The 12,899-nt window shown below is 72.0% G+C and carries 11 protein-coding genes and 1 riboswitch; of the genes, 6 read left to right on the top strand and 5 right to left on the bottom strand.

Annotated features, from left to right (window positions below; translation table 11 throughout):
• Positions 1-67 precede the first annotated feature (67 nt).
• The 3 genes from purN (at position 68) to FE374_RS15275 (ending at position 3,918) form a co-directional block, all read left to right on the top strand.
• Positions 68-709 carry a phosphoribosylglycinamide formyltransferase gene (gene purN, locus FE374_RS15285; protein ID WP_139930042.1) on the top strand — a complete coding sequence of 214 codons (642 nt, stop codon included), beginning with the start codon at positions 68-70 and terminating at the stop codon, positions 707-709.
• A 4-nt stretch (positions 710-713) separates the two neighbouring features.
• Positions 714-805: riboswitch (ZMP/ZTP riboswitch) on the top strand.
• 53 nt (positions 806-858) lie between these two features.
• A complete protein-coding gene (gene purH, locus FE374_RS15280) occupies positions 859-2,595 on the top strand; it encodes a bifunctional phosphoribosylaminoimidazolecarboxamide formyltransferase/IMP cyclohydrolase (RefSeq protein ID WP_139930041.1) in 1,737 nt (578 codons plus the stop codon).
• 330 nt (positions 2,596-2,925) lie between these two features.
• Complete coding sequence (locus tag FE374_RS15275) at positions 2,926-3,918, top strand: patatin-like phospholipase family protein (protein ID WP_139930040.1); 993 nt, start codon at positions 2,926-2,928, stop codon at positions 3,916-3,918.
• A 203-nt stretch (positions 3,919-4,121) separates the two neighbouring features.
• On the opposite strand, the gene FE374_RS15270 is transcribed toward FE374_RS15275, so the two are convergent.
• From FE374_RS15270 to FE374_RS15255, 4 genes are read right to left on the bottom strand one after another with little or no spacing between them, the layout of a single operon-like run.
• Entirely contained in the window at positions 4,122-5,477 is a 1,356-nt protein-coding gene (locus FE374_RS15270; protein ID WP_139930039.1) for an MFS transporter, read from the bottom strand.
• Positions 5,474-6,322: an HpcH/HpaI aldolase family protein gene (locus FE374_RS15265; protein ID WP_139930038.1), complete on the bottom strand. Its 849-nt coding sequence runs from the start codon at positions 6,320-6,322 to the stop codon at positions 5,474-5,476. Before FE374_RS15265 ends, FE374_RS15270 begins: the two co-directional genes overlap by 4 nt.
• Positions 6,322-7,353, bottom strand: a complete 1,032-nt coding sequence (dmpG, locus tag FE374_RS15260; RefSeq protein ID WP_139930037.1) for a 4-hydroxy-2-oxovalerate aldolase — start codon at positions 7,351-7,353, stop codon at positions 6,322-6,324. Before dmpG ends, FE374_RS15265 begins: the two co-directional genes overlap by 1 nt.
• On the bottom strand, positions 7,350-8,300 hold the full coding sequence (locus FE374_RS15255) for an acetaldehyde dehydrogenase (acetylating) (protein WP_139930036.1): 951 nt from the start codon (positions 8,298-8,300) through the stop codon (positions 7,350-7,352). The genes dmpG and FE374_RS15255 overlap by 4 nt, the downstream gene beginning before the upstream one ends.
• 373 nt (positions 8,301-8,673) lie before the next feature.
• On the opposite strand from FE374_RS15255, the gene FE374_RS15250 reads away from it, so the two are divergent.
• Positions 8,674-9,468 carry an IclR family transcriptional regulator gene (locus FE374_RS15250; RefSeq protein WP_139930035.1) on the top strand — a complete coding sequence of 265 codons (795 nt, stop codon included), beginning with the start codon at positions 8,674-8,676 and terminating at the stop codon, positions 9,466-9,468.
• Positions 9,469-9,727: 259 nt separating this feature from the next.
• Here the strand turns inward: FE374_RS15250 and FE374_RS15245 are convergent, their stop codons facing one another.
• On the bottom strand, positions 9,728-11,056 hold the full coding sequence (locus FE374_RS15245; protein ID WP_230978339.1) for an NAD(P)/FAD-dependent oxidoreductase: 1,329 nt from the start codon (positions 11,054-11,056) through the stop codon (positions 9,728-9,730).
• 25 nt (positions 11,057-11,081) lie between these two features.
• On the opposite strand from FE374_RS15245, the gene FE374_RS15240 reads away from it, so the two are divergent.
• Positions 11,082-11,357, top strand: coding sequence for a DUF3017 domain-containing protein (locus FE374_RS15240; protein ID WP_139930034.1), 276 nt, complete (start codon positions 11,082-11,084; stop codon positions 11,355-11,357).
• A gap of 78 nt (positions 11,358-11,435) precedes the next feature.
• Positions 11,436-12,719 carry a hemolysin family protein gene (locus FE374_RS15235; protein ID WP_139930033.1) on the top strand — a complete coding sequence of 428 codons (1,284 nt, stop codon included), beginning with the start codon at positions 11,436-11,438 and terminating at the stop codon, positions 12,717-12,719.
• The last annotated feature ends 180 nt before the right edge of the window (positions 12,720-12,899 follow it).

The following is a 12,899-nucleotide window of genomic DNA, read 5'->3' as shown; positions in this document are numbered from 1 at the left end:
CCGGGGGCCGAGGACGAGACGTGGGCATGCCCTCATCATCGCGTACCGGCCGACTACGCTCGCGCAGGTGAGCACCTCCCCATCCGCACCCGCCGGGCCGGCCCGGCTCGTCGTCCTCGTGTCCGGCGGCGGGTCGAACCTCGCTGCGCTGCTCGAGGCGACCCAGGACCCCGCCTACGGGGCCCGCGTGGTCGCCGTCGGGGCGGACCGGGAGGGCACCGGCGGGGTGGCGATGGCCCGCGACGCCGGGCTGCCCACGTTCGTCGAGCGCGTGAGCGACTACCCCGCCCGGGAGGACTGGGACGCGGCGCTGACCGCGCAGGTCGCCGCGCACGAGCCGGACCTGGTGATCTCCGCCGGCTTCCTCAAGCTCTGCGGGCCGCGCTTCCTCGAGCGGTTCGACGGCCGCTACGTCAACACCCACAACACCTTGCTGCCCGCCTTCCCCGGCATCCACGGCCCCCGCGACGCCCTCGCCTACGGCGTCAAGCTCGCCGGCGCCACCCTCTTCTTCGTCGACGCCGGCATCGACTCCGGCGCGATCCTCGCCCAGGTCGCCGTCCCGGTCCTCGAGGACGACGACGTCGAGACCCTCACCGAGCGGATCAAGGTCGCCGAGCGCGCCCAGCTCGTGGAGCAGGTGGGTCGGCTCGCCCGCGAGGGCTGGCGGATAGAGGGCCGCCGCGTCGTCGTCGGAGGCGCGCGGTAAGATCGGTCCTGGCCGTGACTGGCGAGGAAGGTGGCGTCCACCACCGGGGAGCGGCCGGAAGTCCCCTGCAGAGCACCGCGCGCCTGGGTGCCTGGGTCGGGTGCCCGCGAGGCACCTCTACACGCCCGCCATCGACCCAGGAGCGACACATGAGCGCGACCGCCCACCCCGTCATCGAGCCCGTGGGGGACCAGGTACCCGTGCGCCGGGCCCTCGTCTCCGTCTACGACAAGACCGGCCTGGAGGAGCTCGCCACGGCCCTGCACGCCGCCGGGGTGCAGATCGTCTCCACCGGCTCGACGGCGAAGAAGATTGCCGCGGCCGGTGTCCCGGTCACCGGCGTCGAGGACGTCACCGGGTTCCCCGAGTGCCTCGACGGGCGCGTGAAGACCCTGCACCCGCGAATCCACGCCGGCGTGCTCGCCGACCGCCGCCTCGCCACCCACCGCGAGGAGCTCACCGAGCTCGGCGTGGAGCCCTTCGACCTCGTGGTCGTCAACCTCTACCCGTTCACCGAGACCGTCGCCTCCGGCGCCGGGGTGGACGAGTGCGTCGAGCAGATCGACATCGGCGGGCCCACCATGGTCCGGGCCGCGGCGAAGAACCACCCGTCGGTGGCCGTAGTGGTCGACCCGGACCGGTATGACGACGTCGCCGCTGCCGTCGCGGGCGGCGGGTTCACCCTGGCCCAGCGCCGCCGGCTCGCCGTCGCCGCGTTCGAGCACACCGCCGCGTACGACGTCGCGGTGGCGTCGTGGATGAGTGGCGTCTTCGACGAGGAGCCCGACGGCGGAGCCGACGCCGGCACCGCCGGTGCTGCTGCGGCGGGCGCAGTTGAGCAGCCGGCCGCCGCCGCCCTGCCCGGCTTCACCGGCGGCGCCTGGGTGCGCCGCGCCAGCCTGCGCTACGGCGAGAACCCGCACCAGCGTGCCGCCCTGTACACCGCCGACGGTGTGCGCACCGGCATCGCCGGCGCCGAGCAGCTGCACGGCAAGGCCATGAGCTACAACAACTACGTCGACGCCGACGCCGCCGTCCGCGCCGCCTACGACCACGACGGCCCCGCCGTCGCCATCATCAAGCACGCCAACCCGTGCGGCATCGGCACCGGGGCGGACGTGGCCGAGGCCCACCGCAAGGCCCACGCCTGCGACCCGGTCTCCGCCTACGGCGGCGTCGTCGCCGCGAACCGGCCCGTCACCGCCGCGATGGCCGAGCAGGTCGCCCCGGTGTTCACCGAGGTCGTCGCCGCCCCGGCCTTCGAGCCCGAAGCGCTGGAGATCCTCACCCGCAAGAAGAACGTGCGACTGCTCGTGGTGGACCCCGGCGACCGCGGCGGCGTGGACCTGCGTCCCATCTCCGGCGGGGTGCTCGCCCAGGACCGCGACGCCGTCGACGCCCCCGGCGACACCCCCGACGGCTGGACCCTGGTAGCCGGCGACGCCGCGGACGAGCGCACGCTGGCCGACCTCACCTTCGCGTGGCGGGCCGTGCGCGCCGTCCGCTCCAACGCCATCCTGCTGGCCGACGCCGGCGCGAGCGTCGGGGTGGGCATGGGCCAGGTCAACCGGGTGGACTCCTGCCGCCTCGCCGTCGAGCGGGCCAACACCCTCGGCGCGTCCGTGGACTCCGCCGTCGACGCCGCCGGGGGAGCGGAGAACGCCGACGCCGACGCCCAGGCCGCCGCGCCCGCCCGGGCCCAAGGCGCGGTCGCCGCCTCGGACGCCTTCTTCCCCTTCGCCGACGGCCTCCAGGTACTTATCGACGCCGGCGTGCGCGCCGTCGTCCACCCGGGCGGGTCCATCCGCGACGAGGAGGTCATCGCCGCCGCGAACGCGGCCGGGATCACGATGTACCACACGGGGACGCGGCACTTCGCGCACTGACCGAGGCATCACGCTGTCGCGCGGTTGGTTGCGATGGCGCGCTTGTCGTGGCACTGCCCTCAACCGACCAGGGCAGTGCCATGGCGGCGCGGTTGCTGTCCGTTCGGGAACCGTCGTCGAAGGTCTGCTGGCGGCACGGCAACCGGCATGACGCCGCGCGCCCGCTCGCCGTCGGAGTGCTAGCGTTTTTGGCGATCGTGAGCCGTCGGCAGGAGGTGAGACCCGTGAACGCAGTGTCCGCAGTGGGTGCTCCCCTGCAGTCCACGATCGCGCGACTGAGCTAGTCGCCACCGGGAGTGCCCCACAGGAAACTCGCGAGAGGCCCCTCCCATGAACGCAACGCCTTCTTCACCTCTGCGCTTCACCTCGACGACCGGCTCCGAGCGGCCGAGGTCCGACCAGGATGAGCCGCAGGTCGACGCCACCAGGCGGGTGCCCGCCGCGGGCGAGCGGGCGTTGGTCCTCGGTGGTGGCGGATCGACGGGCAACGCGTGGCTGATCGGTGTGATTGCCGGCCTGTTCGATGCCGGGCTGGAGGTGGCCGAGGCCGATCTGATCATCGGGACGTCGGCCGGAGCGACGGCCGCGGCGCAGATCACGAGTGCGACCCCGACCGAGCTGCTCGCCGCCATCCTTACGGCCGCGCCTCAGCCACGGACCGGCCAGGGCGAATCAGACGCTAGACGAGTTCCCGTGGGGCCAGTGGCCGACCATCTGGAGAGAACGAGCCGAATCATAGCCGCCGCCAACGATGCGGCCGACATGCGCCGCAGGATGGGTGCGGCGGCGCTCGAGATGGCTGCGGGCTCGGACGGTTCCGGGCAAGGGCGGTGGCGCGCTACCGTCGCCGCCCGGCTGCCCAGCCAGCACTGGCCCGACACAAAGATGTTCATCACGGCGGTCGATGCCCGTACCGGTGAACCGGTGGTGTTCGACCGTCACAGCGGGGTCGATCTGGTGGATGCCGTCGCCGCCAGCACTGCCAGCGGCCTGCCTTGGCACATCGGCGACAACCGGTACATCGACGGCGGCTACCGACGCAACGAGAACGCGGATCTGGCAGCCGGATACAAGAGGGTGCTGGTGCTGTCACCATTCGGCGGCAGATCACGGCACCCGCAGGAGTGGGGCATGCAGCTTGCCACGCAGGTCGACGAACTTCGCGCACGCGGCAGCAGAGTCGAAACGATCTTCCCGGACAGCAGCTCCGAGCACATGTTTGGCGCCCATGCCATGGATCTGTCGCTGCGTCCGGCCGCCGCTCGAGCTGGCTACAACCAGGGCACAGCCCTTGCCGAGCAGCTCACTGAATTGTGGCGCTGAGGCCACGGATATACCGGCTGACTCGGTCCTGCTGGTCGTGAGTCAACGGACTCGGTCCTGCTGGTCGTGGGTCAACGGATCGGGCCCTGCCCCTCGATCGTGAAACGAGGAAAGGCCCCGGCCGATTGGCCGGGGCCTTCCACATCTCGCCGAGGAGATGACTTCTCACGGAGGAGATGACATCTCGCGCTACTTCTGCCTACTTAGTCGTCCAGGTCCTGGCCGGCGCGCTCCTTGGCGAAGCGGACGGCGATCAGGGAGACGATGCCGCAGGCGATGACGAACAGCCCGATCGGGATGTAGCTGCCCGAGTACGCGGTGAGCAGCGCCGTGGCGATCAGCGGGGCGGGGCCGCCCACGAGGGCCGCACCGATCTGGTAGCCCAGCGAGGCACCGGTGTAGCGGACGTCGGCGCTGAAGCTCTCGGCGAAGAGGGTGCCCAGGACGGCGCCGTACATCGACCAGATCACGCCGAAGCCGAGCACGCAGGCGACGGTCAGCAGCACCGCGGAACCCTGGTTCATCATCCAGAAGAACGGGACGATGTAGAGCATCACCGCGACGGTGCCGGCGACGAACATCTTCTTGCGGCCGATGCGGTCGGAGAGCGACCCGACACCGAGCATGACCGGGATGGCGACCACCGCGGCGATGAGGACGGCGTTGAGGGCCTCGCCGCGGGTGAAGCCGAGGCTGACGGCGTAGCTGACCGTGAAGGTCGCGAAGATGAAGAACGTCGAGGTCTCGATGAACTTCGCGCCGATGACCACGAGCACCTGGCGCCAGTGGTTCTTGAGGGTCTCGACCAGCGGGACCTTCGCCGTCGTGCCGGAGTCCTTGACCTTCTGGAACGAGGGAGTCTCGGCGACCTTGTTCCGGATCCACAGGCCCACGGCCACCAGGACCACGGAGAGCAGGAACGGGATGCGCCAGCCGAAGGAGAGGAACTGCTCCTCGGTGAAGATCCCGTCGGCGGCGACGACGGCGAGGTTGCCCAGCGCGAGACCGAACAGGGCGCCGGTCTGGGGGACCGCCCCGTACAGGCCGCGGCTCTTCTTGGGGGAGTACTCCACGGCCATGAGCAGGCCGCCGCCCCACTCGCCGCCCAGGGCCAGGCCCTGGATCAGACGCAGGACCGTGAGCAGGATCGGCGCCGCGGCGCCGATCTGCGCGTAGGTGGGCATGAGGCCGATGGCCACGGTGGCCACGCCCATGAGCGTGAGGGTGACGACGAGGGTCTTCTTGCGGCCGATGCGGTCGCCGATGTGGCTGAACACGATGCCGCCGATCGGGCGGATCACGAACGCCAGCGCGAAGGACGCCAGGGCGAGCATCTGCGAGGCGGTGGCGCTCTCGGCCGGGAAGAACAACGGCCCGAACACGAGGCCGGACATGGTGCCGTAGAGGAAGTAGTCGTACCACTCCACGGCGCTGCCGACGGCGGAGCCGCCGAGCGCCCGCATCCGGGTCTTCTTGTCGATCAGCTGCGACTTGTCCACGGGCGCACCTGCGCCTGCGCCGCCGGTCGCGTACGCGACCTCCGGGGCGGTCTTCGTCATGACAGGAACCTTCTTCCTTGAAGTTGCTCTTCTCCAGTTTTTGCCGCTTGTTGCTCCGCGAGTGACGACGCGGCGTCGTCGAACGTGCGTGCCGCCGAGCCCGCCAGGAACAGCGAGTCGGTGGCCACGAGCAGGAGGCGGGCCCCCCGGGCCGCGTACGTCGCCGTCTCCGCGGCGTCCGCGCAGTGCATGCCGACGTGCCGGCCGGCGGCGAGCGCGGCGTCGAAGACGGCCTCGACCGCCGCGGCGTGCTGTGCGCTGCCCACCTCGGTGCCGAGGCTGGAGGCGAGGTCCGCGGGGCCGACCATGATGACGTCGACTCCGTCGACGGCGGCGATCTCGTGGACGTTCTCCAGGCCGCGGCGGGTCTCGACCATGACGACGACGGCGGTCTCGGCGTCCGCCGCCTGGCGGTAGCCGGCCATCTGCAGGCCGAAGCCGGAGGCCCGGCCGGCGCCGAAGCCGCGCGCCCCCAGCGGGGGGAACCGCACGGCCTCGACCACCTGTCTGGCCTGCGCGGCGGTCTCGACCCGGGGGACGATCACGCCGGCGGCGCCGAGGTCGAGGCTCCGGGAGAGGTACGCGCCGATCTCGGGCACCCGCACGACGGCGCAGCCGCCCACGGACCGCGCGGCGCGCACGTGGTGCTCGAGCGCGGTGACGTCCAGGGCCGCGTGCTCGGCGTCGAGGATGATCACCTGCGCCCCGGCCAGCGCGAGCACCTCGGTGACCGCGGGGGAGGCGAGCACCTGGAAGGTGCCCACCACCGGCCCCGCGGCCAGCGCGGCCCGCAGGTTCGGGACGGGGCGAGGTGCCGCCGTCGTCCCTGAGTAGGCGGAGCTCACTACGCCGCCACCCCGCGCTGCTTGACCAGGTCGAGGGCGACGTCGACGATCATGTCTTCCTGCCCGCCGACCATGCCGCGCTTGCCCAGCTCGACCAGGATGTCGATGGTGGGGATGCCGTACTTGGCCGATGCGCGCTCGGCGTGCAGCAGGAACGAGCTGTACACGCCGGCGTAGCCCAGGCCGAGGGTCTCGCGGTCGACCTGGACGGGGCGCTGCTGGAGCGGGCGGACGATGTCGTCCGCGGCGTCCATGAGGCCGAAGACGTCGCAGCCGTGGTTCCAGCCGAGCTTGTCGGCGACGGCGATAAAGACCTCCAGCGGCGCGTTGCCGGCGCCGGCCCCCATGCCGGTGAGGGAGGCGTCGACCCGGTCCGCGCCGGCCTCGACGGCGGCGACGGAGTTGGCCACGCCGAGGGAGAGGTTGTGGTGGGCGTGGATACCGATCTCGGTCGCCGGGTCGAGCGCGTCACGCAGGGCCGTGACCCGGTCGCGCACGTCGGTCATGGTCTGCGCGCCGGCGGAGTCGACGACGTAGACGCACTGGGCGCCGTAGCTCTCCATGAGCTTGGCCTGCTCGGCGAGCTTCGCCGGCGGGGTCATGTGGCTCATCATGAGGAACCCGGCGGTGTTGAGGCCGAGCTCACGGGCTGTGGAGATGTGCTGGGCGGCGACGTCGGCCTCGGTGCAGTGGGTGGCCACGCGCACGTAGCTGACCCCGGCCGCGGCCGCGTCCTGGAGGTTGTGGATGATGCCGATGCCGGGCAGCAGCAGGGTCGCGATGGCGATGTCCGTGGCCGTCTCGGCGGCGGCCTCGATCCACTCCAGGTCGGAGTGGCGGCCGAAGCCGTAGTTGACGCTGGAGCCGGCCAGGCCGTCGCCGTGGGCGACCTCGACGCTGTCGACGCCGGCGGCGTCCAGGGCTGCGACGATCTGGCGGACGTTGTCCGTCGTGTACTGGTGGCGCACGGCGTGGCTGCCGTCGCGCAGCGTCACGTCGGAGATGAAGAGCTTGCCGTCGGGGTTGATCATGCCTTCGTGACCTCCAGGTTCTGCACGTGCTCGGCGACGACCTCGGCGGTCCGCAGCGCGGCGGAGGTCATGATGTCGAGGTTGCCCGCGTAGGCGGGCAGGTAGTGGGCGGCTCCCTCGACCTCGAGGAAGACGCTGATCTTCAGGCCGGAGAACGCACCGACGCCGGGGACGTTGACGGGCTCGTCGGCGGGGATCTCGTCGAACTGGACCTGCTGCTTGAGGCGGTAGCCGGGCACGTAGGCGGCCACCCGGGCCACCTGCTCCTCGACGGCGCGGGAGATCTTCTCCCGGTCGGCGTCCGGCGTGAGCAGGAAGACGGTGTCGCGCATCATCACCGGCGGCTCGGCCGGGTTGAGGACGATGATCGCCTTGCCGTGGTCGGCGCCGCCGACCTTCTCGATGGCCCGCGACGTGGTCTCGGTGAACTCGTCGATGTTGGCCCGGGTGCCGGGGCCGGCGGACTTCGACGCGATGGAGGCGACGATCTCGGCGTAGACGACGTCGACCACGCTGGACACGGCCGCGACGATCGGGACGGTGGCCTGGCCGCCGCAGGTGACCATGTTGATGCTGGACGCCTCGAGGACCTCGTCCAGGTTCACGACCGGGACGCAGTACGGGCCGATGGCCGCCGGGGTGAGGTCGATGAGCCGGATGCTGGGCTTCGCGGCGACGAGGACCTTGGCGTTGTACTTGTGCGCGCCGGCCGAGGTGGCGTCGAAGACGATGTCGATGTCCTGGAAGTCCGGCTGCTCGACGAGGCCGTCGACGCCGGTGGACACCGCGTTGATGCCGAGGCGGGCCGCGCGGGCGAGGCCGTCGGAGGCCGGGTCGATGCCGACCATCGCGGCCAGCTCGAGCTTGCCGCTGCCGCGGATGATCTTGAACATCAGGTCGGTGCCGATGTTCCCCGATCCGATGATAGCTACTTTCGTGGGTGCCATGCGTTGCCCCTTCACCTCGTTGTGCGCCGTCGATGGCTGCGTGTTCGAAATTTCGGCTTGGTGTTCGAGATTTCGTTGGTCATACGTTAAGTGATGATTTCGTCGGTTGCAACGGGCCTTTGGTCCTGCATGGGGTCCGATTCGGCGCGCTCAAGGCTGTCGACTGCGGAACGAGATGGCCTGGATGGTCACTTTTTCGACCGTTCCGGCCATCTCGTTTCGTCTCGCGCGGGAGGGTGGGCGCATCCCCAGCTCGAGTGCCCGCGCGGTGCGGCTCAGTGCTCGTGGGTGAAGGGCCGGCGGCGGTTGCGCGCGTGCCCGGTCACGGTCGGCCGCGTTGATTCCTGCGGGATTCCGGGCTACTCATTGGTGCATGGCCCGACTCACACCCGCAGTGCTGCGCACGCTCGACATCCTCGAGCTCTTCCTCGAGGACGGCGACGCGGTGCTCACGGCGCCGCAGGTGGTGCGCCGTACGGGCCTGCCACGCACCACCGTGCACGAGCTGCTCGCCACCCTCGTCTCCCGGGACTACCTGCAGAAGGACGACGCCGGCGCCTACCGGCTCGGCGTGCGGCTGCTGCAGCTGGGCAACGCCTACTCCGCCCGCTTCGACATGCTGCAGGCGGCCAACGACGTCGCGCGGGAGGTCTCCAACGCCTCCGGGGAGACCGTCAGCGTGGCGCTGCTCGAGGGCGCCGAGGTGTTCTACCTGGCCAAGGTCGAGGCGCGTGAGCTCGTGCCGATGGCCTCGCGCATCGGCCAGCGCCTGCCCGCCAGCTCCACCTCCCTGGGCAAGGCGATGCTCGCGTACGTGCCCGTCGAGACGGTGCGCGCGCTGTATCCCGACCCCGAGCACCTGCCGGTGCTCACCGAGCGGAGCATCCGCACGCTGCCCGCGCTCGAGGAGGAGCTGGCCGCGGTCCGGGCGCGCGGGGTGGCGTTCGAGCGGGAGGAGTCCGGCCGGGACATCTGCTGCGCGGCCGCTCCTGTGCACGACATGACCGGCCAGGTGGTGGCCGCCATCAGCACCTCCGTGCCGATGGCCCGGTGGGACTCGCGCCCGGTGGAGTACTGGGTTGACCTGGTCCGGCAGGGCGCGGCGCAGCTGTCCGACCAGCTGGGGTACCAGGCGCCGTTGGAGCGCCGGGCGCGAGTGGCTGGCTGACGGCCGTCCCGCCTGCCGTGCACGCCTTCCGGCTGGCTGACGGCCGTCCCGCCCGCCGTGCACGCCTTCCGGCTGGCTGCCCTTCCCTGCGGGTCCGCCGGCCGCTCACCCTGCATGCTGGTAGTACTTCCCTCAGGAATAGCCTGAGGAAAGTACTACCGCCTTGGGGTGGAGGGGCTGCGGTGCGTCACGCCGGCCCCGGTCTTCGCACGCGCCGGCCGCTTCACGCCGGACCCGGTCTTCGCACGCGCCGGCCGCTTCACGCCGGACCGGCGGCCCGGTCGGGCGTGAGGGCGGCCCGCCGCAGCTGCATCGCGGGGTCGGCTGCCCTTGCCAGGTCGAGCACGGGGCGGGTGCCGTCGGCCAGGAGCTTGCGCAGCGGCCCGACGTCCCGCGGCCGGTCCACGGTGAACCCGGCGAGGAGTCGCCCGGTCGTGCCGTCCGTTGCCCGCTCGACGAGCAGCGCCGTCCACGCGCCGCCGGGATCCCCGCGCAGGACCAGGGAGGCGGCGTCATCGGGCATGCCGACGAAGGCGAGGTCGTGGCGGAGCTGGGTGGAGAAGACGTACGGGGCGGCCAGCGGCGGCGGGGCTTGACCGAGCATGTCGGCCGCGAGCGCCGCCGGGTGGGTCAGCGCCGCGTCCCAGTGACCGCCGGGCACGAGCCCCACGCCGGGCACCGCCATGTCTACGCAGTCGCCGACGGCGCGCACGGACGACGGCGCGCCCGCCACCCGGCCCACGGTGTCCACCTGTAGTGCGCCACGTGGCGTGAGCGGGAACGCCCCGGCGAGCCAGCCGGTGGCCGGCCGCACCCCGACCGCAGCCAGCACGACGTCGGCAGCGAGGCGCTCCGGGGCGCCGTCCGGCCCGGCGACGTGGACCTCGCCGGGGCGGACCGCGGTGACCGGGCTGTCGGTGCGCAGCGCGACGCCGGCCGCGGCGTACCAGGGCCGGGTGCGCTCGCCCAGGGTGGCACCGAGCTGGCGGTACAGCGGTGTCGGGGCCGCCTCGACCACGGTGACCGCGCAGCCGCGCGCGGCGGCCTGGCCGGCGACCTCGGCGCCGATCCACCCGGCACCGATCACGACGACCCGGGCGCCGGGGGTGAGGGCGGCACGCAGCCGCGCGGCGTCGTCGGCGGTGTGCAGGACAGAGGCGCCTTCCCAGCCAGCGGGCAAGACCGGAGAGGCGCCGGTGGCGAGCACGACGGCGTCGGCGGAGATGGTCTCGCTGTGTCCGGCGGCGGTGACGCCTCGGGCCTCGTCGGCGGCCACGGTGAGCGTGACGCCGTCGTCGTGGGCCTGCAGGGCGGCCGCGTGGTGGCCGAGCAGCACCCGGTCGGCGAGGTCGGCGAGCTCGCCGAACCCCTCTCCGGCGAGCCACACCGGCTCGGTCCGGGCGAAGAGCTCCTTCGACAGCGGCGGGCGGTCGTAGGGCGACACGGTCTCGGCGCCCACCACCGTGATGCGCCCCACGAACCCTCGGCTGCGCAGCTCCGCCACCGTGCGCAGCCCGGCCAGGCCCGCGCCTACCACGACGATCGAGGCGGGCGGTTCGGTGGGGGAGGCAGCAGGCAGGTCGGCCACGCTGCCACGGTAGTCTCGGCCCATCATGTCGAGCACCAGAGGCGTCCGGATCGGGATCATGGCCGTGCTGGTGCTCGCGATCGCCGCCGTGTGCGTGCTGTCCGTGACGGTCAGCGCCCGGGCGGGGGTCACCGCGCTCGCGGCACTGCTCGCCGGGTGCGCCGTGCTGCGCGCCGCGGCGCCCGAGACCGTCATGCCCGCGGTGAGGAGCCGCACGGCCGACGTCGTCGTGCTGCTGGTGGGCGCCGTCGCGCTGGCCTATCTCTCGCCGTGGGGAGACGCGCTGCCGACGGACGCGTGACCTGCCGGGGAGCAGAGCCGATCGCCCGGCCACCAGCGGGCACGCCGCCGCCCCGAACCGCCGTGTGAGGATGTGCCGGTGAGCGAACTCGCCCTCAACGTGGTTCTTGTCCTCCTCTTCGTGCTGCTGGGCGGGGTGTTCGCGGCGTCGGAGATGGCGCTGGTCTCCCTGCGCGAGAGCCAGGTGCGCCAGCTGGCCGAGCGCGGCGGCGCGGGCGCCAAGGTCGCCAAGCTGACCTCCGACTCCAACCGCTTCCTCTCCGCCGTCCAGGTCGGCGTGACGCTCGCGGGATTCTTCTCGGCCTCCTTCGGTGCTGCCCAGATCGCGCCGATGCTCTCCCCGGTCCTGCAGGGATGGGGCCTGTCCTCGGGCGTCGCCTACGGGGCGGCGTTCGTCGCCACCACCGTGGTGATCTCCTACCTCTCGCTCGTGTTCGGTGAGCTGGTGCCCAAGCGGCTCGCGATGCAGAGCGCGGAGCGGTTCTCGCTCGCGGCCGCCACGCCGCTGGACTGGATCGCGACCGTCATGCGGCCGGTGATCTGGTTGCTGGGTGCGTCCGTGAACGTGGTCATGCGGCTGCTCGGGCGGGATCCGTCGGAGCAGAAGGAGCAGATGGGCACCGAGGAGCTCCGCTCGCTCGTCGCCCGGCACGAGGCGCTCGGGGTCGAGGAGCGGGACATGGTGGTCGACCTGCTCTCGGTGGGGGACCGCACCGTCCAGGAGATCATGACCCCGCGCACGGAGGTCGAGTTCCTCGACGCCGCGCTCCCGATCGACGAGGCGCAGCCCCTCGTGCGCACCCTGGAGCACTCCCGCTACCCGGTGTGCGGGGTGAACAACGATGACGTGCTGGGCTTCATCCACGTCCGCGACCTCATCCACCCCGACGCGTCCGTGCGGACCGTGCGCGACCTCGTCCGGGAGATCGAGTTCTTCCCCACTGGCACGCGCGTGCTGTCGGTCCTGACCGAGATGCGCAAGAACCACGCGCACCTCGCCGTCGTCGTCGACGAGTACGGCGGCACCGACGGCATCGTCACGCTGGAGGACGTCGTCGAGGAGTTCGTCGGGGAGATCCAGGACGAGTACGACCGGGAGGAGCCCGAGGTGGTGGCCCAGGGCACCGGGGAGGACGTCTCGGGCCTGCTCGGGCGGGCGGAGGTGGCCAAGCTCCTCGGCCGCGACCTGCCCGAGGGGCCCTACGACACCTTGGGCGGTTTCGTCATGGCCGGGCTGGGCCGGGTGCCCGAGGTCGGCGACTCGGTGACCTGGGACGACCTCGTGCTCACCGTCACGGCGTTGGATGGGCGGCGGGTGGACCGGGTGGAGGTCCGCCACGCCGGGGTGACGTCGTCGTCCTGAGCGACCACGATCGCGCCGGGTCCCTCCGCGCGCAGCGGGCGCCAAGCGCGCAGCGGGGTCAAGCGCATCCAGCTACGGCTTCAGGGTGACCGTGGTCACTGCTAGATCGGTGAGACCGATCACGCATTTATCTCGATGTCGAGTAATCTGGTCCGCGGCGCCGGTGCCCCGGCGCCCCGC

The sequence above is a fragment of the Georgenia yuyongxinii genome (assembly GCF_006352065.1).
GTDB classification, from domain to species: domain Bacteria; phylum Actinomycetota; class Actinomycetes; order Actinomycetales; family Actinomycetaceae; genus Georgenia; species Georgenia yuyongxinii.
Note: the sequence above shows the minus strand (reverse complement) of the source record. Positions and strands in the feature narration are given on the sequence as shown.

Coding starts and splice junctions, on each gene's coding strand:
- FE374_RS15275 (WP_139930040.1), top strand. CDS start 2,926: ATGAACGCAACGCCTTCTTCACCTCTGCGCTTCACCTCGACGACCGGC.
- dmpG (WP_139930037.1), bottom strand. CDS start 7,353: ATGATCAACCCCGACGGCAAGCTCTTCATCTCCGACGTGACGCTGCGC.
- FE374_RS15250 (WP_139930035.1), top strand. CDS start 8,674: ATGGCCCGACTCACACCCGCAGTGCTGCGCACGCTCGACATCCTCGAG.
- FE374_RS15255 (WP_139930036.1), bottom strand. CDS start 8,300: ATGGCACCCACGAAAGTAGCTATCATCGGATCGGGGAACATCGGCACC.
- purH (WP_139930041.1), top strand. CDS start 859: ATGAGCGCGACCGCCCACCCCGTCATCGAGCCCGTGGGGGACCAGGTA.
- FE374_RS15240 (WP_139930034.1), top strand. CDS start 11,082: ATGTCGAGCACCAGAGGCGTCCGGATCGGGATCATGGCCGTGCTGGTG.
- FE374_RS15270 (WP_139930039.1), bottom strand. CDS start 5,477: ATGACGAAGACCGCCCCGGAGGTCGCGTACGCGACCGGCGGCGCAGGC.